The sequence below is a fragment of the Pedobacter changchengzhani genome (assembly GCF_004354365.1).
Lineage (GTDB): Bacteria > Bacteroidota > Bacteroidia > Sphingobacteriales > Sphingobacteriaceae > Pedobacter > Pedobacter changchengzhani.
The window spans coordinates 467,559-494,164 of record NZ_SJCY01000002.1 but is presented as its reverse complement, the minus strand read 5'-3'; the positions used below and the strand labels follow the sequence as shown (position 1 = coordinate 494,164).

General features: G+C 34.5%; 19 protein-coding genes. 9 read left to right on the top strand and 10 right to left on the bottom strand.

The features are described from left to right. Positions 1–45 precede the first annotated feature (45 nt). From EZJ43_RS04905 to pdhA, 6 genes are all read right to left on the bottom strand, one after another. On the bottom strand, positions 46–2,607 hold the full coding sequence (locus EZJ43_RS04905) for a DEAD/DEAH box helicase family protein (RefSeq protein ID WP_133261550.1): 2,562 nt from the start codon (positions 2,605–2,607) through the stop codon (positions 46–48). A 1-nt stretch (position 2,608) separates the two neighbouring features. Next, entirely contained in the window at positions 2,609–4,462 is a 1,854-nt protein-coding gene (locus EZJ43_RS04900) for a DNA methyltransferase (RefSeq protein ID WP_133261549.1), read from the bottom strand. Between the two features lie 316 nt (positions 4,463–4,778). Beyond that, on the bottom strand, positions 4,779–5,627 hold the full coding sequence (locus EZJ43_RS04895; RefSeq protein ID WP_133261548.1) for a hypothetical protein: 849 nt from the start codon (positions 5,625–5,627) through the stop codon (positions 4,779–4,781). A 1-nt stretch (position 5,628) separates the two neighbouring features. Then, on the bottom strand, positions 5,629–6,450 hold the full coding sequence (locus EZJ43_RS04890) for a HipA family kinase (RefSeq protein ID WP_133261547.1): 822 nt from the start codon (positions 6,448–6,450) through the stop codon (positions 5,629–5,631). 447 nt (positions 6,451–6,897) lie between these two features. Then, a complete protein-coding gene (locus EZJ43_RS04885) occupies positions 6,898–8,610 on the bottom strand; it encodes a dihydrolipoamide acetyltransferase family protein (RefSeq protein ID WP_133261546.1) in 1,713 nt (570 codons plus the stop codon). A gap of 33 nt (positions 8,611–8,643) precedes the next feature. After that, entirely contained in the window at positions 8,644–9,639 is a 996-nt protein-coding gene (pdhA, locus tag EZJ43_RS04880; RefSeq protein WP_133261608.1) for a pyruvate dehydrogenase (acetyl-transferring) E1 component subunit alpha, read from the bottom strand. A 479-nt stretch (positions 9,640–10,118) separates the two neighbouring features. Here pdhA and EZJ43_RS04875 point away from each other — a divergent pair, with 479 nt between their 5' ends. From EZJ43_RS04875 to EZJ43_RS17040, 3 genes are all read left to right on the top strand, one after another. Beyond that, positions 10,119–10,676, top strand: coding sequence for a C40 family peptidase (locus EZJ43_RS04875; RefSeq protein WP_133261545.1), 558 nt, complete (start codon positions 10,119–10,121; stop codon positions 10,674–10,676). An 87-nt stretch (positions 10,677–10,763) separates the two neighbouring features. Further along, positions 10,764–11,864 carry a CapA family protein gene (locus tag EZJ43_RS04870; RefSeq protein WP_133261544.1) on the top strand — a complete coding sequence of 367 codons (1,101 nt, stop codon included), beginning with the start codon at positions 10,764–10,766 and terminating at the stop codon, positions 11,862–11,864. A gap of 3 nt (positions 11,865–11,867) precedes the next feature. Next, on the top strand, positions 11,868–12,044 hold the full coding sequence (locus EZJ43_RS17040; RefSeq protein WP_165953085.1) for a hypothetical protein: 177 nt from the start codon (positions 11,868–11,870) through the stop codon (positions 12,042–12,044). A gap of 289 nt (positions 12,045–12,333) precedes the next feature. Here the strand turns inward: EZJ43_RS17040 and EZJ43_RS04865 are convergent, their stop codons facing one another. Together EZJ43_RS04865 and EZJ43_RS04860 are read right to left on the bottom strand one after the other, a co-directional pair. Continuing rightward, positions 12,334–12,519 (bottom strand): hypothetical protein, encoded by a 186-nt coding sequence (locus EZJ43_RS04865; protein ID WP_133261607.1) that lies wholly within the window; start codon positions 12,517–12,519, stop codon positions 12,334–12,336. Between the two features lie 111 nt (positions 12,520–12,630). After that, positions 12,631–14,664: a M13 family metallopeptidase gene (locus EZJ43_RS04860; protein ID WP_133261543.1), complete on the bottom strand. Its 2,034-nt coding sequence runs from the start codon at positions 14,662–14,664 to the stop codon at positions 12,631–12,633. 86 nt (positions 14,665–14,750) lie between these two features. Between EZJ43_RS04860 and EZJ43_RS04855 the strand changes: the two genes are divergently transcribed. From EZJ43_RS04855 to EZJ43_RS04835, 5 genes are all read left to right on the top strand, one after another. Next, entirely contained in the window at positions 14,751–15,683 is a 933-nt protein-coding gene (locus EZJ43_RS04855; RefSeq protein ID WP_133261542.1) for an SPFH domain-containing protein, read from the top strand. A 61-nt stretch (positions 15,684–15,744) separates the two neighbouring features. Beyond that, positions 15,745–16,431 (top strand): hypothetical protein, encoded by a 687-nt coding sequence (locus EZJ43_RS04850; protein WP_133261541.1) that lies wholly within the window; start codon positions 15,745–15,747, stop codon positions 16,429–16,431. An 85-nt stretch (positions 16,432–16,516) separates the two neighbouring features. Continuing rightward, complete coding sequence (locus tag EZJ43_RS04845) at positions 16,517–18,433, top strand: ATP-binding protein (RefSeq protein ID WP_207924568.1); 1,917 nt, start codon at positions 16,517–16,519, stop codon at positions 18,431–18,433. Between the two features lie 9 nt (positions 18,434–18,442). Then, a complete protein-coding gene (locus EZJ43_RS04840; protein ID WP_133261539.1) occupies positions 18,443–19,072 on the top strand; it encodes a response regulator in 630 nt (209 codons plus the stop codon). Between the two features lie 397 nt (positions 19,073–19,469). Further along, positions 19,470–21,653: a carboxy terminal-processing peptidase gene (locus tag EZJ43_RS04835; protein ID WP_133261538.1), complete on the top strand. Its 2,184-nt coding sequence runs from the start codon at positions 19,470–19,472 to the stop codon at positions 21,651–21,653. A gap of 111 nt (positions 21,654–21,764) precedes the next feature. Here EZJ43_RS04835 and EZJ43_RS04830 read toward each other — a convergent pair whose 3' ends face one another. Both EZJ43_RS04830 and EZJ43_RS04825 read right to left on the bottom strand, forming a co-directional pair. Continuing rightward, complete coding sequence (locus EZJ43_RS04830) at positions 21,765–22,607, bottom strand: isoaspartyl peptidase/L-asparaginase (RefSeq protein ID WP_133261537.1); 843 nt, start codon at positions 22,605–22,607, stop codon at positions 21,765–21,767. Between the two features lie 77 nt (positions 22,608–22,684). Beyond that, on the bottom strand, positions 22,685–23,560 hold the full coding sequence (locus tag EZJ43_RS04825) for a cyanophycinase (RefSeq protein WP_133261536.1): 876 nt from the start codon (positions 23,558–23,560) through the stop codon (positions 22,685–22,687). Between the two features lie 397 nt (positions 23,561–23,957). On the opposite strand from EZJ43_RS04825, the gene cphA reads away from it, so the two are divergent. Beyond that, positions 23,958–26,573 (top strand): cyanophycin synthetase, encoded by a 2,616-nt coding sequence (gene cphA, locus EZJ43_RS04820; protein WP_133261535.1) that lies wholly within the window; start codon positions 23,958–23,960, stop codon positions 26,571–26,573. The last annotated feature ends 33 nt before the right edge of the window (positions 26,574–26,606 follow it).

Sequence of the window (26,606 nt, the reverse complement as noted above, 5' to 3'; positions counted from 1 at the left end):
GGGATTTAAATGGAAAAAAGCCATCTGAATTGGATGGCTTCTAAATTAATTTGCTAAAGCGTTTGTTAAATGTTTTTCAAATTCGGTTTCATGAGCGCTATTATAAAATGAAACACCTGTGATTTTATATTTATCGGTATCTATTTGTATAATTCGGTTTTGATCTCTAATCTTTATGAGGAAATCCTCTTTCCATGCATCAAATAAAGATAAATGTAACCCTTTAGGTTCGATAAACACTTGATAGGTTAATTCGTCTCCATCTTTTTGTTTACAAAACAGAATAAAGTCTGGCTCAAATGCACGACCAAATTTATCTATAATTTTAACTTCTCTTTCATTCCTAATCAGATAAATATTTTTAAATTTTTGATTTAAACCCTCAAAACGTTTCGCAAACATTTTAACAAATGCTTTCTCCTCACTTGTGCCATAATTTGCATTATAAACATACCATGGCTCATTAAGAATTAAAGATTCTTGTCCATCTGCACGTTCACTATCTTTATATACCTTAATCTCTTTATCCTTAAATACTTTGTGAATGTACTCTTTGGTGTAATCAGAGCCCTCAAATTCTGTCAAATTTGATTTTATTTCAAATTCTATTGCTTGTAACAGACCTTGAACTGCATTTAAATAATCTTTGTTACTTACGTTTTCTAATCTTTTCGCAGAACCGTTAAAATTGATTTCCAAATCATTTAAATAGTCTTTGCATAAAATAAAATTGGATAAAGAATTAACATTTGGAAAGCATTTCTGTAATTTATCAAAATAAAAGAATGGATTTTGAGCTAATGCAAAACGTTTAATATGGAACGGTATTTCTGAAAGTTTTATCGCTTTTTGATGTTGTGTTTCTGCTTCATATTGTACTTCCATTTCAAAAAAAGCGCTTGTCATTTTTCCAAAGCCTGATGAGAGTTGATACGCAAAATTCTTTTTATAAATTCCCATATCAGCAAACGATTTTACATTATTGTAGCTTTTCTCAATCTTCTTGTTATAAACCACTTGACCGTATTTGTAAAAGTCTGTTTGTTTAAACCCGAGTTTTAAAGTCAGCTGCTTTGTTTCAAGTTTTTCATCATCTTCGTAAATACCAGAATCAATAAGTGCTTTTTTCAATTCAGAAATATATCTACTATCTTCTTTTGTATGATAATAAAGTTCCTCTAAAACATTTAAGTCATTGCTTAAATCATCATCATATTTTCGTGTAAACTTGTCTTGCCCTTCTTCTAAAGCAAAAGGGAAATATCTTGCTCCTCGCCCAATTAATTGTGCTTCTGATAGTGTTGCTGCACCAACCGTAGTGTTTGTACCACCAGTATTCTGACCTTCATACAAACGAACAATGTCAAATAGATTTAATACATCCCAACCTTCGTTAAGCTTATGAACTGCAAAAACTGCTCTAATGGGATTATTTTCATCCTCAAGTGTGTTTAATAACAATTGGTTTTTCTCAGCTTCATCATCGCTATTTGCGCTAATACAGTTTTCAAATCGAAAATTTGATTTTAAACGCTTAGCGATTTCGCTAGCCGAAATCTTTTCTAAATCAAAGAAATTAAAAGCTTTTTGAATGATTGGAATTGTTGCACTATTTCTAATCTCGTCAACCAATTCACTCGATAATAAATCAATAAGATTATGAAAATTTAATTTATTCTGTTCTGACTCTTTTATCGTCTTTTTTGCTTTAAAAAGGATAACAGGTTTTAGATTTATATTGTGCTGTGTAGCTAATTCCTGTCGGTACAAATTTAAAATCAAGGCTTGCATAATGCGCCCTTGTTCATCGTAGTGAGAACGAATTAAATTTATTTCCTTAGAATATTTATCTATTCTAAATTGAGCCAAATCATATTTATAAATTACCTTTTTTTGATATTTAGCACTTACTTCTTTTGTCTCATAATCTAAAGTAGCAGTAAATTCCAATAAAATATTTTCAGTATTCTGATTTAGAATTTCCAATGCCGTTCCTTCCCAACTGCCAAATAAAGTTCCTTTATTTTTGGTAGCTGAGTTTAAATGATGCGCTTCATCAGCAATAAGTACTATTTTTTTGTCTGCGAAATCTTCATAAGTAACACTGTTTTCCTTGGTGTTATTTAAGTCGATATGCAATTGCTGTATGGTTGTAAACTTGATGTTTATATTCCGATCATCAGCACTTTCAAAAGTATCCGTTTCTTTAACATATACTTCTTTACCATCAATAACAATTTTATCATTAAACAAGTATTTTGACGCTTGCTGATTTATAAAATTGTCTTTAGTTTTTTTGATGATGTTATTTGAATTAACAAAAAATAGAAAATTACGATAGCCGTTTTCATACAAATAAAGCATTAACCCTGCCATAACCAGGGTTTTGCCACTTCCAGTTGCCATATTATAAAGCAAATGGAAGGGTTTGTCTTGCTTATCATCAAAAGACGAGTTTAAGAAATAATTAAACCTCGCAAAAGATTTTAATTGATATTCACGTATCGGAAATTTCGGCGATAAATTATCTTCTATCGTAGCAAAACGTTGGTCGGGTATGGCTCCAAATTTAGTAAGCGTATCAAAACTATCGTATAAGAATGTCATGCTAATTTTTTATTTGATAAAAATCTTTAGTCACCTTTTTCTCTTCAGGTGTAACTGAAAAATCTTTATCATTAATTGAAGAGAGATTTACGTACAGCTGATTTTTATCCAAAAGCTCAACCAATTGCTGTTTTTGCTCCTGAAGAGTGAGTGCCTTAAAATCTTCTATATGCGCATCTTGTTTTTGAATATCAATATTATAATTCAAGAAGGATTTGGCTTTCATCTCTTCCCAAATTTTTAAAAGTGATGGACTGTTTTTCGCTTCTTCAATTTGCTCAATAAATGTTTGGTTATATTTTTTGAGTTCGAGATAAACGAATTCGCCTCCTCCTTGCCAATTAACTGATTTTGAAATACCATCTTGTTCTCCTAAAACCACCTTTGTCAAACGTTCAACTGCGATGGTTTCTATATAATTCATTTGCTCAATACCAATATATTGACGATTCAGTTTATGACATGTCGCGACTGTTGTTCCACTACCGATGTGAAAATCTAAAATAATATCTTTTTCGTTCGAACACATTTTTACTATTCTTTTTAATAGTGCCTCTGGTTTTTGTCCGTTTTCAAATTCTGATCTTTCCTTGCTCATTGGATTTATAACACTAATGTCAGTCCAAAGACTTGAAATAGGTTGTCCTTGATATTCATCCAAATAGACTTTTCGATTTATATTCTGCTTTTTATCTTCAGGAAACCAAAGTTTATTTTGTTCATCCCATTCTTTCATTTTTTCTATCGAAATGGAGTAGCCATTTTTCGGTGTTTTATATCCTTTGTAATCATACGTTAAGTTTGGCCGTGGGTTCGGGCTTTGTAATGGAGATTTCATAAACTTTCGCCCATTTTCATCAATATTATTAAACCTTTCTCTAATGTATTTTTTTGTGTTTTCATCATCGATTGTGAAAGGAGCATGAAAATGAAAATTATTTGTGTTTGAATACCAAATAATATATTCAACAACATTGTTTAATCTGTTTATTGGGTTTGCACTTCCGCCTCTTCTTTTCCAAGTAATTTGATTTCTAAAATTTTCTCTTCCAAAAACTTCGTCCATTAGTATCTTTAAATAAGCAGATTCAAAGTCATCTATTTGAATAAAAATACTGCCATGTTGCGACAAAAGTTGTTTGGCAATTTCTAGTCTATTCTTCATGAACGTAAGCCATGAAGAATGATTAAAGCTGTCGTTATATTTAAAGCCGTCATTACCAGTGTTATATGGCGGATCAATATAAATTAGCTTTACCTTACCAGCAAATTCTTCTTTTAAAGTGTGCAAAGCCAAAAGATTATTCCCTTTAATAATCAAATTGTCGGTAATTGTACCTTCAGCATTTCTATTAAAATGATTTAAAGGTTTTTCGCCCTTAACGGAATAACGCTTTGCATTGGTAAAAACCTTTGGTTCTAATAATTGATTAATTTCATCTTGTGCTAATATTTCATTGAAAAAAATTTCTTCTCGTTTATCTTCTTCTCTACTTTGCCCACCTTCTAAAACACAATCTTTAAACGGCCAAACTAATGCCACTTCGTTCCTTTGCTTTAAAAATTTACCATCAATGTTTAAGCCAACCTTGTTCTTATAAGCGGTGTAGCTATCATTAAGATAGCTTTTTTGCTCCAGAAATTGAATAAATAGCGATTGGTTGAAAACCAATGCTTCCTTAATGGGAATGAAGAATTTTTCTTTTAAAATTGGGTCATCAAGAAGTAGCCCAATAAGTTCAGCATCAAAGTTTTGCGCTTTACTGATTACTACCCATTTTTTTATTTCGTTGTTATCCGTTACAAAATTGGGTTCTTTTTTTAAGACATTTTCGAGCGCTGTATATAATTTCATCGTTTGATTGGGAAAAATCAAAAGCCACAAAAAAAGCGTGGGTTAGTCGCTTTTACTTGTTTCTGAGGTGGTCGAATACCTATCCCACAAAGTAGAGCAACGCCCACGCTTTTAGCGTGAACGTTAACTAAACTCTCCTGTGGGATTTGAAATTTTCGACCTTTCAGATACAGGAATTTTCGCTAAACGCTTATTTTATATGTCTTTTTTAAGTTTAATCTATAATTTATTTGTTTTGTTGTAAATATAGTTTTTTAAGGGCATAAAAAAAGCTTCCAAAAATTTGAAAGCCTTAAATTATTATTTCTTAAAAGTATTAATTAAAAAATGGGGCAACATTGTTTTTATTAATGTAATCTTCAACTATGCCAACTTCATCAATATCAACAAATTCTAAAAAATCAGAATCTCTTATCTGTTCCCACATTAAATGATTTCTTTGATTATGATTCACTTTCGGTTCTCTGCCTAATACAAAATATTTTCCATCTCTTTTTTCATCTAATTCTAAAGCATTTGTTAACGCGATAAATCTACTGATGTCATTCTCTAAATAAAAGTGTTGCTTCTCAAAATCAATTGCCTGTCCTGCAACTGGTACACCATTTAAACCGATAAAATTAACTTCGAAAGGCGCAATTAAGTTTTTAAAATCGTTGGGTGTAACTGTTTTATCTACATTTACTTTACCAACTATGTTAGGATAAAGTTTAGCTTTAACTTTCTGATACACACTAATGCTTTCATCTACTTCAGTAACTTCATTATACTGGAAGATATACTTTTCAAAAACCTTTTTAAAATTCGTAGAATTTAGTGGAATTTCTATCGTTTTAGCTTCAGAAAATTGAATTAAGTTATTGGAGTATTTAGATAAATAAGATATATAAGAAGTGTTTATCCAATTTGCTTTTGCACTAATTTCCACATCAAAAAGCTCGTCTGCAGTACCCGAACTACTATTTATTTCTTTTTCTAATGTTTTTAAGTAGGTTTTTAGAATCGTGTTACTTTCGCTATCTAATAAACCTTTAATCGCTTGAAGTTTTAGCGCAGAATACTTAAAAAAATGTTGCTCGCCATTAAACATAATTAGTCCAATACTTACTCGCTCATCAAGCGTAGTACTAATTGGAACATATAATATTGAAAATAAAGTTTTCATTTTAGGTTAGTATTAAAGAATGTATAAGTGCTCTAAAGTTATCTTCACATTGATTTTTCCAAGCATCAGGAAACAAGTATCGTTTCATTTTTGCTTTTATATTAACAGCATCTACAGCCCAAGAGTTTGGCACTAAGGCAAATATATTATCTAACTTCGCCTCACATTCTTTGGTGTAAAGGTAAAAATTTTCAACTAGCTTATCTACTGTTTCACCTAATTTCCTATCGTGGGCAAATAATAGTTTAGCTAGTTCGGTATTTAGAATACTATCATCCTCAGTTAAAGATTGTATTCCATAATTTAAAAAGCTAGAATTAAAAATGGCAACATGATCTATTGCATAAAAGGATAAGCTGTTGTCTTTTGCATAATGTAATAATAGATTATTATTGTTGTAATTTCTATCTTCATTGGCTAACCACATATCAAATAGAGCAATTCTCAGAAAACCTGACTTATCGGTAATTTTATTTCGAAAATTCTTATCCTTAAATAAGGGTATAACTGTTAAATCTAAATCTTTTGTATTCTTCAAATGCGAAGAACCAAAACATTGTTTATCAAAAAAGTTCGGTTGTAAAGTTTTATACTTTTCAAATGGGATATGTTGCTTGTTTACAGTGATTAATGATGTTTCAGGAATATTAATACCCCATAATTTCCCGAACTCTGCAGCAACCAGTTCATTAAAGAGATAATTAGGGTGTTTGTCATATTTGCAAACCCAGTCATTCAAATCATTACAAGTTACCAATAATGGACTGCTACCCGCTGTATCAAACATTTTATGAACTTGCTGAATAGTTTGCAGTTGTTTCATGAATTATAACTTGTTTATGTACTGCAAGATATAAATATTCAACACAACAAAAAATTTGAACTTTAAGGAGTGCCTTTTGATTAGATATAAATACTTGACATAAGTCAATTTATCCCTTTTTTGTCCACATTGTAAAAACGTGGGTCAATTTTTTAATTTTTGACCCCCGTTGGTTTTAAAATTAAGTTTTATGTACTGTATTTAATTTCTAAACCCGATTGAGTGATTAGCCCGGAATGAGTGAAAGCGTAGCGAAACGAAATGAGGACTATAAACGAAAGCGGGACGAACAATGATAGTTGTAGCAATTGGCTTTTCTAAAATAAAAAAGCCATTCTTTTTCAAGAATGGCTTTAGAATATTTATGGTTTTGTCATTCTGAGCATAGCGAAGAATCTCCTAAAAAGATTCCTCGTCGCTTTGCTTCCCTCGGAATGACGATTTATGCTACGCTAATAACCTAATTGGTTCTTCTAATAACCCTTTTAAAGTTTGTAAAAACTGTGCTCCTGTTGATCCATCTACCACACGGTGATCGCAACCTAAAGTCAATTTCATTACATTACCCGGTACAACAGCACCATTTTTAACTACCGGTACAGCTTGTATTGCACCTACAGATAAAATTGCGCCGTCAGGGGAATTTATAATTGATGTAAATTCATCGATACCGAACATACCTAAGTTAGAAACCGTAAAAGTTGAACCTTCCCAATCTGCGGGTTGAAGCTTTTTTGCCTTTGCTTTAGCACCAAAATCTTTCACTTCAGCAGAAATGTGAGATAGTGATTTACCATCGGCAAAACGAACAACTGGCACCAATAAACCATCTTCAACCGCCATAGCTACACCAATATTGGTGTGTTCGTTGAAACGAATTTTATCGCCACCCCACGATGAATTAACTGCTGGATGTTTTTTCAAGGCCACTGCAACTGCTTTAATTACGATATCGTTGAATGAAACCTTTACTGGTGCAACGGTATTAATCGCAGTACGTGCAGCCATTGCGTTATCCATATCAATACTTACAGTTAAGTAAAAATGTGGCGCTGTAAATAAACTTTCGGCTAAACGTTTCGCAATAATTTTACGCATTTGCGAAACTGGCGCTTCGGTAAATTTAACTTCACCAACAAAAGTAGGAATAACTGGAGCGACAACTTGAGCTTTCTGTGGTGCGCTTTCTGCTTTAGGCATTCCACTTTCAGCTTGAGGTGCTGCCTTATAATTCTCTATATCTTTTTTAATAATTCTGCCGCCTTCGGCGCTGCCAGAAACTTGAGATAAATCAATCCCTTTATCTTTAGCAATTTTCTTTGCCAAAGGAGAAGCTTTTATACGACTATCATTATCGGTTCCTGCATCAACAGGGCCACAAGATGTGGTTCTTGCGGTCTCAATTTCTGGAGATGCCGAAGCTTGTGCTTTTTGTTCACTATCAGAATTTGAGCTTTCAGCTTTCGGCCCTGCCTGTCCGGCAGGCAGGTTTGAGCTTTGAGCTCCACCCGCTAAAATACCACTCACATCAGTTCCTTCTGGACCAACAATAGCGATAATACCGTTAACTTTTGCCGCAGCGCCTTTTTCTACACCAATATGTAATAAAGTACCAGTTGCATAACCCATAACTTCCATAGTTGCCTTATCGGTTTCTACATCAGCCAAAACATCATCATCCTTAACTTTATCGCCAACTTTTTTATGCCATTCGGCAATTACGCCTTCCGTCATGGTATCGCTTAGCAAAGGCATACGAATTACGGTAATTCCTTTGGCTATTAATTCCTCTTCACTTAAACCACCAACTTGCGCAGGAGCCTCGTCAACTTTAGCACTTTCGGCCTGCGGACTTTCAGCTTTTTCGCTTTCCGCTTTAGAATTTCCGCTTTCGGCTTCCAGAGCGGCTTTATAATCTTCACCTTCCTTACCTATAACGGCCATTACTGCATCAACTGGAACTGATGTGCCTTCTTCTACACCTATGTATAAAAGCGTACCATCCCAATAAGATTCCATGTCCATTGTTGCTTTATCAGTTTCTACTTCTGCTAAAACATCTCCGCTTTTTACTTTATCTCCCACTTTTTTGTGCCACTTCGCCAAAACCCCTTCGGTCATGGTGTCGCTCATTTTGGGCATTTTAATTACTTCAGCCATTATATCAATTAATTGAAATCTTTTTTTAAAAAATTAGTCCATTACAAATGGATAGTTATCCGTTTTGTACACATCTTTATACAATTCTGATGGATCAGGCCATGGCGATTCTTCTGCAAACTTAACAGCATGATCTACAATGCCCTTAACTTTAGCTTCTACTTCTTCTATCCAAGCTTGATCTGCATACTTTTCTTTAAGGATGGTTTCTCTCGCAAGATCAACAGGATCTTTGGCTTTATAATCTTCTAATTCTTCTTTTGTACGATATTTTGCAGGATCAGACATTGAATGACCGCGGTAACGGTAAGTTCTCATTTCTAAGAAAGTTGGTCCATCACCTTTACGAGCACGTTGAATCGCTTCATCCATCGCATTATGAACGGCAACAGGATCCATACCATCAACAGGTGCGCAAGGCATATCAAAACCTAAACCAATTTTGTATATATCAGTCATGTTAGTGGTACGCTCTACCGATGTACCCATTGCGTAACCGTTGTTTTCACAAACAAAAATTACAGGCAACTTCCACAACATGGCCATGTTAAAAGTTTCGTTTAAAGCACCCTGGCGTACTGCACCATCGCCCATGTAACAAATGTTAACATTATCTGTTCCTTTATATTTTTCTGCAAAAGCAACACCCGCACCTAATGGAATTTGACCGCCAACAATTGCGTGGCCACCATAAAAGTTATGTTCTTTGCTAAACATGTGCATAGAGCCACCTTTACCTTTTGAGCAACCGGTTGCTTTACCATACATTTCTGCCATAATACTATCGGCGCTTACGCCCAAAGCCAATGCATGTGCATGATCGCGATAAGTTGTAATCATCGAATCGCCTTTTTGCATAGCAGATAATGCACCTGCAACCACAGCTTCCTGTCCGATATATAAGTGACAAAAGCCACGAATTTTTTGTTGACCGTATAACTGGCCTGTCTTTTCTTCGAATTTGCGCATAAGCAACATCGATTCAAACCATTTTAACCAAGTATCTTTATTTATTTCTACTGCACTCATTTTATGGTATTTGTTTTTTTGCGAAAGCAAATCTAATTTTTTTATTACAATTTTTGGCACTTTTAAATGTAAAATCATTAGGTAAATTAGCATCTATTTCATTTAATGCTAATTTTTTGCTCAATACAATTGTTTTAAATATGCGGTTTTTATATTTGATTTGTTTTACAAACGCCAAACTTTACAGCTTTTTGCGTTATGCAATCAAATTTAACGTAGAATAATATTTTGCCATAGCACCTATTTACCTAATTAAAAAATTAGGGATTTAAAGCAGCGAAAGTGAGAATTGTGCAAAAATAAATATGGCTAACTAGCTGAAAATAACTCAACAAAAGTCGTAAATGTTAATAACTTTACATTTTAATTAATTAACATTTGGATAACCTTGACATAATTAATACTTTTGTAACCAACAATATGCCATGTATGGTGTACGTTAGTGTTGAAGTGAATTAAACCAAACATAACTGTATAACATGATTAAAAAAATTTTGTTTTCATTCTTAATAGCTGTATGCACGCTCTCTTGTGCCTTTGCACAAACAAAAACAAAAGAATCTGGTAAAGAATTAAATGACCCCGATAACTTAGCTTCGCAATATTTTTCTCAAGTTATGGGCGTTGCGGTTGATGCAACTTCTAACCTAAAACTATACAAATTCGTGTACGAATGGATTGGAACACCTTATCGTTTTGGTGGTACAACAAAAAAAGGAATAGATTGTTCGGCGTTTACGAAAGCGATTTACGATAAAGTTTTCAACACTACTATATTAAGAAATTCAAGAGATATTTTTAGCATGGTTGATCCTGTTTCTAAAGATGAGTTGAAAGAAGGAGACCTAGTTTTCTTCAAAATTAAAAGCAAAAGCATTTCTCATATTGGCATTTATTTAGGCGATAATAGGTTTGCACACGCATCTAGCTCTAGAGGTGTTGTAATCAGCAATTTGAACGAACCTTATTACAGTCGCTTTTTTTATAAAGGCGGAAGAATATTAGAATCGTACAAAAAAGATTTTACAGTAGAATAGTTTAGATAAAAGATTAAGGGACAATCATCAAAGACAATATTTTATATCCTCCGAAAGCAATTTTGGAGGATTTTTTTATGACCACCAATGAAGAATTTTATTAGTTTTTTAGTTTTAATATCTGGAGGCGCTTATTTTTTAATGAGTTGCCAAAGTAAGCCTGTGGTTATTGCAAATCAAAAAAAACAAGATACTGTTCAGGTTAGAAAAATTAAGGATACGATTTCGATAACCGCTGTTGGAGATATTATGCTTGGCTCCGCATTTCCATCAAAATCAAATCTTCCACCAGATGATGCTGTAAAAAGTTTCCAAGCTGTTGATAGTTTGTTAAAGGGCGATATTGTTTTTGGTAATTTAGAAGGGTGCTTTTTAAACTCAGGCAACTCTAGCAAATGCAATGGTTTAAATCCGGGTAGTTGTTATGCCTTTAGAATGCCAGAGCGCTATGCAGGAATTTACAAAAAAGCTGGTTTTAATGTTTTAAGTATTGCCAATAACCATGTTGGCGATTTTGATGCCTTGGGCAGAAAAAATACTGCCAAAATTTTAGATTCATTAAAAATTCATTACGCCGGCCAAACGAATAAACAATTTGAAATTTTCGAAAAAGACAGCGTTAGGTATGCATTTTGTGCTTTTGCACCAAACGAAAATACAGTTTCTATCAATAAAATTGACAGCGCAAAAGCTTTGGTAGAAAGGTTAAAAAAATTGGCTGATATTGTAATTGTATCTTTTCATGGTGGTGGCGAAGGCGCAAGGTTTGAACATGTAACCAGGAAAAATGAAATATTTTTTAGAGAGAATAGAGGCAATGTTTACGCCTTTGCCCATGCAGTTATTGATGCTGGCGCAGATGTAGTTTTGGGCCACGGCCCACATGTAACGCGTGCCGTTGAGGTATATAAAAATAAATTCATCGCCTACAGCTTAGGTAATTTTTGCACCTATGGAATGTTCAGCTTAAAAGGAAATAACAGTATCGCGCCATTGCTACAACTTAAAATAAATGCCAAAGGTGATTTTTTATACGCTGATGTAGTCTCTATTAAGCAAGAAAAAATCAGTCGCTTAACGCTGGATAAGAATTTTGGTGCTTTTAAAAGAATGAAAACCCTAACCGACCAAGATTTTAAAGGCAACAAATTAAAATTTGAAAACAATAGAATTACCGTAATCGACTAACAGATGAAAGGATTATTAATACATTACATTATTGGAATATGTGCAATTTTGCTAATGTTAGCCGCTACCTATTACATTATTGAAAATCCAAAAAATTTAATCTCTGGTGGCATTATTATTTTAGCAATGTTTTTTGTAGCAGTAGGCCAATATGCATCAATCAGACACAAGAAAAAATAACGCATTTTTATATCAGGAAACAATAGTTATATGGAAAACAGCCTTGTTAAGGCACTACTGATATTAGTTTGTATTGCCATTCTATTCATCATCATTCTATCTTTAAATATATTTAAATATAGATATAAATAACTGGTTATTAGGGATTTGTTACCTCACAATAACAGTAATCGTTATTTTAATCCTGAGATTTAAAAAGCTTGATTGACTCGATAAAAGCTAATAATATGGCAATGCAAAGCTATGATGCCTTATATATCCAGTCGTAAGATTTTGGAAACTTAGCGTTTTATACCTCGTCTTTTGTGTTTTTTACCAAGCCAATTCCCGATACAAAAAATATTATACCAATTATACTCGCAACTATTAGTGCTCGTGTATCGTTATTATGGCTTATAAATCCGTAGCCAGCGTAAATTATCCCAATTATTCCTAATACTGTTAAAATTGTGCCGAAGGTGCGTTTTACGTTCATGATGATAAATTTGTAACTTAAATACAAAATTGCTATCATTTTGTTTCAGTGTGCATAAAAAAACCCATTTCAAATTAACGAAATGGGTTTTTAAACAATTATACTTTTCTACTACCAAACGCCTAATCTATCGGCTGGTGCTAAATACATTTTTGCCGTAGTGGGTATATTAAATGCTTTATAAAATGCTTCCATATTATAAACAGAACCATTTACCCTAAACATTTCTGGACTATGTGGATCGGTTTTTAAACGAACACGCATTGTTTCATCGCGGGTTTTCATCCTCCAAACCTGGGCGAAGCTTAAAAAGAAACGCTGATCGGGCGTTAAACCATCGATTTTTTTATCGCCTTTACCTTGTTCTGTAAGTTTAAAAGCATCGTAAGCAATGTTTATACCGCCAATATCTGCTAAATTTTCGCCCAAAGTAAGCGAGCCGTTTACATGTTGATTATCCAATAGCGTAAATTTATTGTAAAGTGCAACTACTTTATCGGCTTTCGATTTAAATTTATCTGCATCAGCTTTCGTCCACCATTCTTTTAAATTACCTGTTGCATCATACTGGCGGCCTTGATCGTCGAAACCATGCGTCATTTCGTGGCCAATTACCGCGCCTATCGCACCATAATTAATGGCATCATCGGCATCAAAATCAAAGAAGGGAAACTGCAAAATTCCCGCAGGGAAAACTATTTCGTTGTATGAAGGATTGTAGTACGCATTTACTGTTGGCGGTGTCATACCCCATTCTGTCTTATCTACTGGCTTACCAAGTTTATCGATCATCTCTTTATACTCGTGCTTTTTTGCAGATTGCAAATTGCCATAATAATCATCTTTAGAAATTTCTACATCATCGTACTTTTTCCATTTATCGGTATAACCGATTTTTTTAACAAAAGCATTTAACTTTTCCAACGCTTTTGTCTTAGTTGCAGCGCTCATCCAATCTAATTTCTGAATTCGTTCGGCATAAACCTTTTGCAGGTTATCAACCAAAGTTAACATGCGCTTTTTTGCTTCTGGTGTAAAATATTTTTCGGTGTAAAGTTGTCCAACTAAATCGCCCAGGCTATTGTCTGCATTGTTAACAATTGTTTTCCAACGCTCGGTTTGTACCAGTTGGCCACTTAATACCTTACCAAAAAAATCGAACTTTGCCAATCTAAAGCCTTTTGTTAATGCGCCTGCCTCATCGTTTAACACATCAAATTTTAGTTTCTCTTTCCAAATATCAATCGGTTGGCTTTTAATTAAACTGCTTAACGATTGATAATATTTTGGTTGGCGAACAATAACCGTATCCGTTTTAAGGCCACCTTTAGCAAAAACATTTGTTAAATTTATATTTGGCATCAGCTTCTGAAAATCGGCGACACTCATTTTATTATAATTTTTTTGCGGATCACGAAGTTCTACCGGTGTAGAATGCGATTGCGCAATTGTAGTTTCTAACTTCAAAATATCTGCGGCATATTTTGATGCGTTTAAAGAATCGCCCGTTAGCGTGAACAGTTTTTTTATGTAATCTATATAAGATGCTCTTATTTTCTTGGCTTTATCATCTTTATCTAAATAATAACTCATATCGGGCAGGGTTAAACCACCTTGAGAAAATGAAAGTGCATTTTTTGTGCTTATTTTATCATCTGCACCCACATCAAAAGAAAGTAAGTCGCCATGACCTTCTTTAAAGCCATCAGCAACAAAATTAATCAAATCTTGCTCGTTCTTGATCGCATCAATTTTAGCCAAAACAGGTTTAATAGGCGTATCTCCCAATTTTTCAATTGCAAGGGTGTCCATTCCGCTACTGTAAAAATCGCCAACTTTTTGCGCCATACTTCCTTTAGCGGCTTTACTTTTAGCCGCATTTTCTAAAATGGAATGCAAATTTTTAAGGTTATCATTATACAAAGTGTAAAAAGAGCCCCAGCCTTTTTCTGTTTTAGGTATAACTGCATTTTTAAACCACTTACCATTTGCGTATAAGAAAAAGTTATCCCCTGGTTTAACCGTAGTATCCATAGTACTTGGGTCGAGAAAAGCACTTTTCTTTTCGTTTTCTTTTTTGTTGTTTTGGCAGGAGGCCATGAGTAAAATTGCGGTGCCTGCTATTAAAAATTTAGATTTTATCATCAGTAATTGTTTTGAAAAAAATAAAGCTACACAATGCTTAGTGTAGTTTGTGTGAATTTTTTATAACTTCATAAAAAAATTACATTATGCAATACGTTATTTATGTACTGATCTTTTTTGGAGTTATAATCCTTTTAAGCTCATTTGTTACGGTAAAACAAGGCACAATTGCCGTTATTACTGTTTTCGGGAAATATCAACGCCAGTTAAGACCTGGGCTGAATTTCAAAATTCCTTTAATTGAGCAGATTTATTCGCGCATATCTATTCAAAACCGATCTGTTGAGCTGTCTTTTCAGGCCGTAACGCAAGATCAGGCAAATGTTTATTTTAAAGCCATGCTACTTTATTCGGTAGTTAACCAAGATGAAGAAACCATTAAAAATGTGGCCTTTAAATTTGTGGATGCCACCAACTTAATGCAGGCTTTAATTAGAACAATTGAAGGATCTATTAGAGCTTATGTGGCTACACAAAAACAGGCAAATGTTTTGGCGCAACGGAATGAGATTGTGCTACACGTAAAAGAACAGATTGACCAAGTGCTTGATGGATGGGGTTACCATTTGCAAGATCTTCAATTAAACGATATTACTTTTGATGAGGAGATTATGCGTTCGATGAGCCGTGTGGTGGCATCAAACAACTTAAAAGCCGCAGCAGAAAATGAAGGACAAGCTTTATTAATTACTAAAACTAAAGCAGCAGAGGCTGATGGTAATGCGATTAAAATTGCCGCAACTGCCGAACGTGAGGCTGCGCAATTACGCGGACAAGGTATCGCGCTTTTCCGTGCGGAAGTTGCTCATGGTATGACAAAAGCTGCACAGGAAATGGAAGATGCCAATTTGGATATTTCGGTAATTTTATTCACCATGTGGACAGAATCTATTAAGCATTTTGCCGAAAACGGAAACGGAAACGTTATCTTCTTAGATGGAAGTACCGAGGGAATGAATAAAACCTTGAAGGAAATGATGTCGATGCAAATGCCAAAACAAAACGAGCCTCGTAAATAATAAATAGTTGAGTGTGTTGTGTTTATACCGTGTATTAATTATAAAGTATTATTTTTGCTACATGACCAAATTTTTACTGGCGCTAATTGGCCTCTCATCAACGTTAACTTTAAGTGCTCAAAATTGCTATAGTGCTGATATTTTATACAATCAGACTAACAACAAATCTATAAATATTGCCATCTCTAATTATGATTTAGAAGATGGCAATACTTTTTATGAAAATGCCGAAGAAGCCGAACACAAGGGCGATTTTAACACCGCATTAACTTTATTTGGTAAAGCAGCTTTTGAATATAATGTTGTTAGAAATTTAAATAGATATGCGCAATGTGTTACCAAAATGAGTCAAATGCATTATCAATTGGGCAGGTTTATAGATGCAGAACAGATTTTACTAAACGTTGCGCTTAAAAGCTATTCGAAACTTAGTAACAGAGTTGGCGTAATGGATACCTATTCACGATTGGGAAAAGTATATTTAGCTATGAATAAAACCACTCAATCTTTATGGTTTTATAGTCAACAAGGCATTTTAGCGCAAAGGTTAAACAACAACAATTCTTACATCGAATCTATTTTGGGTATTGTAAGCGTTAAAATTAAAAAAAGAGATTTTACTTTGGCAAAACGCGATTTAAACAGAGTGGAATTTTTAGCCAGATCAATAAAAAGCACACAGTATGCAGGCCAAGTTAGCGATGCCCGGAGCCTTATCGATGCAAGAACAACCGCACTGAAGAAATAACATTTAAAATTGAGTTACCGTAATTCTAAACAAAATCTCTCTCAAAATGAAACTAAGTGTTAAATCCTTTTTGTGTTTAACTTTAATGCTTTTAGCATGGAATTTTAGTTATGCCCAAAATCAAAAAAAACTCGATAGTTTAGAAATAATCGTTAAATCTTCTAAACCAGACTCTATTAAAATAATTGCGTATGGCGATTTATCTTGGGGTTACGGTTTTATAAATTTTGATAAGGCACTTTTTTTTGGTAATGAAGAATTAAAGCTGGCCAAAAAATTGAATAATCAAGAGGCAATTGCGCTTGCGCATAGCGATATTGGAAATGCATACACACGCGTAAATAAGTTTACAGAAGCCTTAGCAAATTATAAAATTTCTTATCAAATTAGAGATAAGCTAGGCTTAAAAGCCAAAGCAGTAGGTTCACTATCCAATATTGCGGTTATATACAAGCAACAAGGCCGCTACGATGAGGCAATTTTGTATATGACTAAAGCACTTAAAATTTATGAAGAAACAGGAGACGAAGTTAAAGAAGCCATTGTTTTAGTTAACATCGGTAACATTTATCGAAACTTTAGAAAAAACGCCCTTTCTAAAAGTTATTTCGAGCGTGCCATCACACTGAGCAAAAAAAATAATTCGCCTTCTACATTAGCCAATGCCTATTCTGGTATGTTGCAATACTATTTCGAAGCCAAAAACTTTGATGAAGCTTTAAAATATGCAAATTTAGCCATTGCATTGAGCAAGGCATCGAACAGCAAAAGTGAACTTGCTACATTATATAATAGCTTAGGCCAAATTTTTTACGAAAAAGGAGATTATACCAAGGCGATGAAATTTTACCAAGAATCTCTTCAGTTTAGAGTTTTTATGAAAGATAAACTTGGCGAAGCTTCTTGCTATAAGAATATAGGGTTATGTTATTCAAAGCTTAACAATTTTCCCGAAGCCGAAAAATACCTGAAGAAAAGTATTGGTTATTTTAATGAGTTAAATGCGAAAGATTACTTGAGAGAAGCTTACAATATTTTATCGACAGTTTATGAAAACAAACAAGATTATATTGGCTCGTTAAACGCTTACAAAAAGAGTATGTTGATGAAAGACAGTATTTACAGTAAGCAGAATACTGATAAAATTAGCGAATTACAAATCGCTTACGAAACTGAAAAAAAAGAGCAAAAAATAAAATTACTAAACTCAGAAAACCAAGTACAGAAGCTACAGCTCATTAAAAGAAATACAACAATAACCATAATTGCAGGCGCCTTTCTTTTAGCTTTAGTTATAGGGTTTTTGTTTTATAATCGGTATAAGCTAATGCAAGAAACCCGTTTGCAAAAAGAGGTAATTAAACAACAGGATTTGGCTACACAGGCAGTTTTAATTGCCGAGGAAAACGAAAGAAAAAGAATTTCTTCAGAATTACATGATGGATTGGGGCAAATGTTTTCTACCGTGAAGATGAATTTATCTGCTATTGTTGAAGATATTGACTTCAAGAATAAAGACGGTGAAATGATGTTTGATAAAACGTTAGATTTGGTAGATGAAAGTTGCAAAGAGGTTAGGGTAATTGCGCATCAAATGGCACCGAACGTACTTTTAAAATCGGGCTTAACTGCAGCCGTTAGAGATTTTATCTCTAAAATAGATGCCCGCAAACTCAAAGTAAATCTCGAAACTTTCGGCCTTCAACAACGATTAGATCAAAACATAGAAACGGTTTTGTACAGGGTGATTCAAGAATCGGTTAACAATGTTATTAAACATGCAAATGCCAACAGTTTAGATATACAATTAACTAAAGATGAAGAAGGTATAAACGTAATGATCGAAGACAACGGCGACGGATTTGATACCAACAAAACGTTAAATTTTAACGGCTTAGGCTTAAAAAATATGATGAGTAGAGTAGCATATTTAAAAGGAACAGTCGATTTTTCTTCGCAACCAGGCGCCGGAACACTTGTTGCTATCCATATTCCTTTGTAAATTAGACGAATGATTAACCCTCAAACCAAATTATTTATTGTTGATGACCACCAAATGATTGTTGATGGACTCAAATCTCTATTAAATAATGAAGACCAATATCAGGTTGTAGGCTGTAGTAATCAGCCTTTGGATGTAATTAAGCTTTTGGAAACCACACCTGTTGATATTTTATTAACGGATATTAATATGCCCGAAATGTCTGGCGTTGAGCTTACCCGCGTGGTAAAAAAACAATTTCCTTCAATTAAAATATTGGCTTTATCCATGTTTGGCGATTATCAAGTAATCAAAGAGATGATTGATGCTGGAATATCAGGATACATTCTTAAAAACACAGGAAAACAAGGACTGTTGGAAGCATTGCGCCGCATTTTAGAGGGACATACCTATTTTAGCGAAGAAGTAACTCAAGAGCTGATGAAAGGCCACCCAGTGACGGGCACTTGCTGTTTAACAAACAGAGAAATAGAAATTATCCGTTTAATAGAACAAGAATTAAGCAACAAGCAAATTGCCGATAAACTTTTTATCAGCGAGCGAACTGTAGAAACGCATCGGAAAAATATTTTTAGAAAAACATGTACCCAAAGCCTTGTTGGTTTACTTAAATATGCCTACGAACATAAAATAGTATAAGGTTGGCGCGTACTAAAAAATACCTACAATTGGTTATTGTGCAATGCTATAGTTTTTCTAAAATTTGATTCATCAATTAAACCAATAACAATTTTCTACATCTCACAATCGAGCCGAGAAATTTTAATGGTTTATCAATTTAAAAAAATGAATTACGATGGAAAACCTAAGCCTTTTTTTTGCCCTACCAATCAATCGAAAACTTGCAGAAGTTTACCTACTGTAAAATTTTGATAAAAACCTTTTAAAACAAATAATATTAGTTTACGTTAGCTTTTTAGAAATTGTTTGCTAAAAAGCTTTTAGCTAGATTTGGTAGGTTTTAAAGGGACTGTAATGCTGTCTCTTTTTTTTGTTTATTAGATAGCATTATTACAGCAGTTTGTTAATTATAAAAATGGATTTTAAATTATTTAAAGAAATGTTAAAGAATATATTTTTTACAATTTTTACAGGAGCAGTTTTAGCCTGCCACGCAACACCAAAACCGCAAATTGTTGTGGAAGGGGTTAAAAATATAATGCCCGATGAACAACAGAAAATTGTAATTAAGGAAGTTGTAAACCTTATCGAAAGCTACAATTACAAAAAAATTAAAGTTAACGATTCGATTTCTTCTATCGTTTTGGATAATTATATAAAAGCCTTAGATCAAGGAAAAAATTACTTTTTGGCTTCGGATATTAAAGATTTTGAAAAGTTTAGATATACACTTGACGATGATTTTAAGAATGGCGATTTAAGCGCGCCTTTTTACATTTACAATGTATATGCAAAGAGGCTTAACGAATATTTCGAATATTCGCTAAATCAAGTGAAGAAGAAATTTGATTTTAATCAGAACGATACCTTCGTTTACGATCGTGAAAAATTACCTTGGGCTACAAGTATTGCCGCTTTAGATGATACTTGGGGAAAGAGAGTTAAATATGAGTTGATTAATTTAAATTTAGCTGGTACCAACCAGGCGAAAAATGTAGAAACGTTAACAAAGCGCTATCAAAACCTTAAATCGCAAACTTCTAAATCAAATAATCAAGATGTATTTCAAATTTTGATGGATGCATTTACAGAATCAATTGACCCACATACAAACTACTTTAATCCAAGTAACGCAACCGCTTTTAATGAAGATATGTCTCGTTCGTTTGAGGGTATTGGCGCACGGTTACAGCTAGAGAATGAAGTGGTTAAGGTAGGCGAAATTATCCCCGGCGGACCAGCTTTTAAGAGTAAATTATTAAATTCTGGCGATAGAATTATTGCAGTTGCACAAGGTGATGGAGAATTTGTAGATATTGTTGGCTGGAGATTAGACGCTACGGTTTCGAAGATTAAAGGCCCAAAGAACACCAAAGTGCGTTTAAAAATAATACCAGTTGGCAAAGAAATGTCTTCTAAACCTGTAATTGTCGATTTGATTAGAGAAAAAATCATTTTGCAAGACCAATCTGCTAAAAAAGAAGTAAAAACCATTGAAGAAAATGGCAAAACATTTAAAATAGGAATTATAAAACTACCTGCTTTCTACGCCGATTTTAAAGCAGCAAATGCTGGAGATAAAAACTATAAAAGTACCACAAGAGATGTTAGACTTTTAATAGATACCTTAAAAAATATTAACAAAGTAGATGCAATTGTGATGGATTTACGTGGAAATGGTGGCGGATCGTTACTTGAAGCCATTTCATTAACAGGTTTATTTATTGATCAAGGACCGGTTGTGCAGGTTAGAAATTTACAAGGTAAAATTGAGGTTGATGAAGATGAAAATGAAGGTGTTTCTTGGGATGGACCATTCGGAGTGATGGTTGACCGCTTGAGTGCTTCTGCATCTGAAATTTTTGCTGGTGCCATACAAGATTACGGTCGTGGTATAATTATGGGCAGCCAAACCTACGGTAAAGGAACGGTTCAATCTTCAATCGATTTGAATAAAATTATTAATCCTGGTGTATTAAGAAGTATTGCCAACTTAATTAATAAGAACAAAGCGACCACCGTTCGTACTTCACCTTCTGCAGCCAGTACAGATGATCTAAACCTTGGCCAAATAAATTTAACAATGGCTAAATTTTACCGTGTTGCCGGTACCAGTACACAACATAAAGGCGTTACACCAGATGTGGTTTTCCCATCACTTTACCCAATGGATAAAATTGGAGAAGATACAGAAAAATCGGCTTTGCCTTATGATGTTATTCCGAGTTCTAACTTTAAATTAGTGGCTGATATTAAACCAATTAAAGCTGAATTAAAAAAATCAAGTGAGCAAAGAATTGCCAATTCACTAGACTTTAAATACTTAAATGAAGAAATTGCTGATGTTAAAAAACGCAGTAATGAAGTTTCAGTTACTTTAAACGAAACGAAGTTGAAAGCAGAACGCGATGCGCAAGAAGCAAAGACTTTGGTTAAACAAAATCAATTGAGGGCTTTACGTGGTTTGCCTGCCATTAAAAAGGGAGAAAAAGTTGTTAAACAAGATGATTTTGATTTTATAGAAAATGAATCATTACATGTAATGGCCGATTTTATCCAACAATCTGGCAGAGTTGTCGTAAATAGCGGTTCGAAATAATCGTATTTTAAATAAATTAAAACCCCGATTAGACCTAAAATCTAATTGGGGTTTTTTTTATTGCTTTTACTAAAATTTATCGTTTTGGTTTTGATAATAATCGATGGATAACTATTCAAAAACCGCTAATTCTTCATCAAAAGACGCCCAAACCATATATGGATGAGAATCGCAATGGTAAATTTCTCCCTTCGCCGAAATACCTACAATACCCGCAAAACCATCAAAAGCTTTAAGTTCGGCAAATGATTTATCGCTAGCATCTTTAAGTGTAAAACCATCGGTAACTCTAGTTACAATTTTAGCGGCCAAAGCACCGCTTACAATGTCTTCACCAACGCCGGTACAAGAGATGCCTGCAAATTTATTAGCATAGTTTCCGGCTACGGTTGCCGAATCACTTACGCGACAAGGAATTTCAAAACCTTTACCGCCTGTAGATGTTCCAGCTGCTAAATCTCCATTACCATCTAAAGCAACACAACCAACGGTACCTAAGTTATGCTGCTGATTAAGTTTGGCTTCGTATTCTTTTTGTCGTTGTTCGGTAATTGGATTAAAAAAGGCTGCTCCATGAGCTCTGGCAAACTGTTGCGCGCCTTCCCCACTTAAAACACGATCATCGTAATCCAAAAGTGAAGCTGAAATTTGTATCGGATTTTTAATGTCTTCGATATTAATAACCCCACTAAATTTTTCTGTTTTCCCATCCATTAATGAGGCGCTAAGTCTTACCTTGCCATCGCTTTGAATTTGCGAGCCAATGCCCGCATTAAACAATTCATCATCTTCTAAAAGCGCCACCGTATAAACAACCGTTTCGAGTGCCGTATGGGTTTTTAAAAATGCGTAACCTTTAGCTACAATTGCTGAAAGCGAATTTTGCTTGGCTTTTTTCGTCTCTTGGTTGGTGGAAGATTCACTAAAAAAACCACCGTGTATAATTAATTTCATTTTTGAGTTATGAGTATCAAGATATTAGTATCGAGTATCAATCTATTAAAACTGAAAACAATTTACTGCAAACTAAATTAATCTATCGCAACTACTTTTGGATGATGAATATTTAAACTGTGATCGGCTAAATCATACACATCACCATCGCACATTACGTGCACAATCATATTTTTTATCGATACGGGTTGGCCCATTTCAACATCTGTTAAATTTGTATCTGCCATGTGTCTGCCATCAACCAAAATAACCATTCCAGAACCTATTGCTTCCATAATATGCCCTTCGGATATAAAAAGGCCTGTATCTTCACCTAAACCAATGCCTAAAATACCCGGGTTACTTGCTGCAGCATAAAGTAAGCGTCCAATTCTACCGCGCTGTACAAAATGTGTATCCACAATAACATCATCAATAAATCCTAAACCGCCAGTTATTTTAACTTCACCTTTAAGTAAGGCGTCTTTGCTACTGCCTTGGTAAATCATATTTTTCGAACTCGCCGCAGCACCTGCTGATGTACCTGCAATTACTACGGGTTCATCTTTGTATTTACTTAATAAAATTTGATGGATAGCAGTGCCTCCAAATATGGATGATAAGCGCAGTTGATCGCCTCCTGTAAAAATAATTACATCGGCAGCTTTAATCCGATCACAATTTTCTGGTGCGTTTGCAGCCTCTCTATTTGCAATATTTAAAACACCAACATTATGAACGTCTAGTTGTGCGTAAGCTTTAATGTATTCTTCGCCAACCTTTTCGGGCATTAAAGAAGCTGTGGTAATAATTTCAAACCTGGATTCGATGCCTTTAGTGGATTCGGTAGTAATCCGTTTTAAAATTCCACGTTCGAAAAAGTTCATATTCTCAGGTAACCCGAATTGCGTTTCAGCAAAACTGCCCGTATTTATTGCACCACCTATTATGATTAGTTTACCTTTTGGAACCATTTATATATATCTTATTTGCATCCGAAAAATTCAAATATATCACGATATACTAAAAAACACGACTTTATTTGTGAATATTCTCCAATTTATCCACATTAGCTAACAATCATCGGATAATTGAAGCAGTTGAAACGCCCCAACGAATATTTTTTTGCGCCTCAATTTTGTAATACACCTTAATACATTTCGGATGGCAGTTTATGATCAAATAATTATGCGGATTACCAATCAATTACACGATTTTTGTGTTATTAATAAATATTTGCTGATAAAATTAATTGCATCATTAAATTTCGAAATAAATTTATAATTTACAATCTTAATTTATTAGCCTAAATAGCGCTTTAATAGCAATGCTACCGCATAATTATTATTTAAATCAACCGAAACTATACACATGAAAATATCCAACATCCAAATTTTAAGAGGACCAAATATTTGGTCTATCAGTCGCAAAAAATTAATCCAAATGCGTTTGGATTTAGAGGAACTTGAGCAAAGGCCAACCAATCTAATTGATGGTTTTGGAGAACGACTTGAGAAACTTATTCCGAGCATGTTTACGCACCGTTGTTCTAAAGGAGTTGAAGGTGGATTTTTTTCGAGGGTAAAAGAAGGCACTTGGATGGGCCATGTTATTGAACATATCGCTTTAGAAATACAAACTTTGGCTGGTATGGAAACAGGTTTTGGTAGAACCCGACAAACCAAAACAGATGGCATTTACAATGTTGTATTTAGTTATTTAGAAGAAAAGGTTGGCGTTTATGCAGCCGAAGCATCAGTTAAAATTGCCGAAGCACTAATTAATGGCGAGGAATATGATCTTGAACACGACATTCGGAGAATGAGAGAGATTAGAGAGCTAGAAGCACTCGGTCCAAGTACGGGGTCGATTGTAGAAGAAGCCGTTTCTCGAAATATCCCATGGATAAGATTAAATAAAAGCTCGTTGGTACAATTGGGTTATGGTAAAAACCAAGTCCGTTTTAGGGCCACCATGACCGAAAAAACAAGCAGTATTGCGGTAGATATTGCCAGTAATAAAGAAGAAACTAAGCGATTGCTAACTGAAGCGGCGATTCCTGTAGCTTCTGGCGTTACAATTTCTGATCCCAAGGAGTTGGAAAATTCAGTTAATAAAGTAGGCTTTCCATTGGTATTTAAACCTTTGGATGGAAATCACGGCAAGGGTGCAACCATCAATGTGAAAACGATGGAAGATGCCAAAGCCGCTTTCGATTATGCCAAAACCTATTCGCGCAGGGTTATCATTGAAAAATTTATTACAGGTTTTGATTTTAGAGTATTGGTTATCGACCATAAAGTTGTTGCAGCGGCACAAAGAGATCCTGCGCATGTACTTGGCAATGGCATTCACACCATACAGGAGTTGATTGATACAGAAAATGAAGACCCAAGACGAGGTTATGGACACGAAAATGTTTTAACCGAAATTGCTGTAGATAGAGATACTTTGGATTTGCTTGCTAAAAAAGAATATACACTAGCAACAATTCCACAAAAAGGAGAGGTTGTATATTTAAAATCGACCGCAAATTTAAGTACAGGTGGCACATCGTTAGATGTAACTGACCTCGTTCACCCACAAAACATTTTTATTTGTGAAAGAATTTCGCGGGTAATAGGCTTAGATATTTGCGGTATAGACATTATGGCCGTTAACTTAACCCAACCATTGAGAGAAAATGGTGGCGTAGTTTTAGAAGTTAATGCCGCCCCGGGTTTTAGAATGCACTTGGCGCCAAGTGGCGGATTGCCTCGTAATGTTGCCGCTCCGGTTATTGATATGCTTTATCCACAAGGAAAATTATCGCAAATACCGATTATTGCAGTAACCGGAACGAATGGAAAAACAACCACCACTCGTTTAATTGCACATATTATTCGCAGTAATGGTAAGCGTGTAGGTTTTACCACATCGGATGGTATTTACGTGCACAACACCATGTTAATGCAGGGCGATACAACGGGCCCGATTAGTGCAGAATTCCTTTTAAAAGACCCAACGGTTGAATTTGCTGTATTAGAAACTGCACGTGGCGGTATTTTACGATCGGGATTGGGATTTAACGCCTGCGATATTGGTGTAATAACCAACATTCAGGAAGATCATTTGGGTATATCTGATATTCACAATTTAGATGATTTAACTAGGGTAAAAGCGGTAGTTATTGGTGCCGTAAGACGAAAAGGCTGGGCAGTTTTAAATGCTGACAACGGCTATTGCGTAAAAATAGGAAGAGAAGCAAGGTGTAATGTTGCTTATTTTAGTATGGATGAGAATAATCCTATCATTAAAGAACATTGCAAAAAGGGCGGAATTGCAGCCATTTACGAAAACGGCTTTATCACGATTAAAACAGGCGATTGGAAACTGCGTGTTGATAAAGTTACCCAAGTGCCATTAACTTTTGGCGGTGCGGTAAACTTTATGATTCAGAATGTTTTGGCAGCAACTTTAGCTACCTATTTGTGGGGCTATAAACCAGAGGATATAAAATTGGCATTAGAAACTTTTATCCCATCTGCAGCGCACACGCCCGGAAGAATGAATATTTTTAAATTTAAAGATTTTAAAATCCTGGTAGATTTTGCGCACAATCCTGATGGATTTAACGGTGTAAAAGCTTATTTGCAAAGTTTAGACGCTACGGAGCAGGTTGGTATAATTTCTGGCACTGGCGATAGGAGAGATGATGACATTATTGAAACTGCACGTATTGCAGCGCAAATGTTTGATAAGATTTACATTTGCCAAGAAAAATATCTTCGTGGCAGAACGCAGCAAGAATTAATTGATTTATTGATTAAGGGAATCCACGAGGTAGATCCCAATAAAGAAATAATCATAAACAATAAAGGTAGCGATTGTTTAGAAGAAGCGATAAAGAATGCGCAAAAAGGCTCGTATATAACCGTTTTGAGTAACACAATAGATAATATTATATCGAAAGTTACCGAACATTTAGATAATGAGCTGACCGCTTAAATTAAATCGCTAAATTATTGCAAAGAGGCTGTC

Bases quoted from the DNA above. Each gene is read 5' to 3' on its own strand.
- EZJ43_RS04875 (WP_133261545.1), top strand. From the start codon at position 10,119: ATGATTAAAAAAATTTTGTTTTCATTCTTAATAGCTGTATGCACGCTC.
- EZJ43_RS04845 (WP_207924568.1), top strand. From the start codon at position 16,517: ATGCTTTTAGCATGGAATTTTAGTTATGCCCAAAATCAAAAAAAACTC.
- EZJ43_RS04830 (WP_133261537.1), bottom strand. From the start codon at position 22,607: ATGAAATTAATTATACACGGTGGTTTTTTTAGTGAATCTTCCACCAAC.
- EZJ43_RS04885 (WP_133261546.1), bottom strand. From the start codon at position 8,610: ATGGCTGAAGTAATTAAAATGCCCAAAATGAGCGACACCATGACCGAA.
- EZJ43_RS04905 (WP_133261550.1), bottom strand. From the start codon at position 2,607: ATGACATTCTTATACGATAGTTTTGATACGCTTACTAAATTTGGAGCC.
- EZJ43_RS04860 (WP_133261543.1), bottom strand. From the start codon at position 14,664: ATGATAAAATCTAAATTTTTAATAGCAGGCACCGCAATTTTACTCATG.
- pdhA (WP_133261608.1), bottom strand. From the start codon at position 9,639: ATGAGTGCAGTAGAAATAAATAAAGATACTTGGTTAAAATGGTTTGAA.
- EZJ43_RS17040 (WP_165953085.1), top strand. From the start codon at position 11,868: ATGAAAGGATTATTAATACATTACATTATTGGAATATGTGCAATTTTG.
- EZJ43_RS04825 (WP_133261536.1), bottom strand. From the start codon at position 23,560: ATGGTTCCAAAAGGTAAACTAATCATAATAGGTGGTGCAATAAATACG.
- EZJ43_RS04900 (WP_133261549.1), bottom strand. From the start codon at position 4,462: ATGAAATTATATACAGCGCTCGAAAATGTCTTAAAAAAAGAACCCAAT.
- EZJ43_RS04870 (WP_133261544.1), top strand. From the start codon at position 10,764: ATGAAGAATTTTATTAGTTTTTTAGTTTTAATATCTGGAGGCGCTTAT.
- EZJ43_RS04835 (WP_133261538.1), top strand. From the start codon at position 19,470: ATGGATTTTAAATTATTTAAAGAAATGTTAAAGAATATATTTTTTACA.
- cphA (WP_133261535.1), top strand. From the start codon at position 23,958: ATGAAAATATCCAACATCCAAATTTTAAGAGGACCAAATATTTGGTCT.
- EZJ43_RS04895 (WP_133261548.1), bottom strand. From the start codon at position 5,627: ATGAAAACTTTATTTTCAATATTATATGTTCCAATTAGTACTACGCTT.
- EZJ43_RS04865 (WP_133261607.1), bottom strand. From the start codon at position 12,519: ATGAACGTAAAACGCACCTTCGGCACAATTTTAACAGTATTAGGAATA.
- EZJ43_RS04850 (WP_133261541.1), top strand. From the start codon at position 15,745: ATGACCAAATTTTTACTGGCGCTAATTGGCCTCTCATCAACGTTAACT.
- EZJ43_RS04855 (WP_133261542.1), top strand. From the start codon at position 14,751: ATGCAATACGTTATTTATGTACTGATCTTTTTTGGAGTTATAATCCTT.
- EZJ43_RS04890 (WP_133261547.1), bottom strand. From the start codon at position 6,450: ATGAAACAACTGCAAACTATTCAGCAAGTTCATAAAATGTTTGATACA.
- EZJ43_RS04840 (WP_133261539.1), top strand. From the start codon at position 18,443: ATGATTAACCCTCAAACCAAATTATTTATTGTTGATGACCACCAAATG.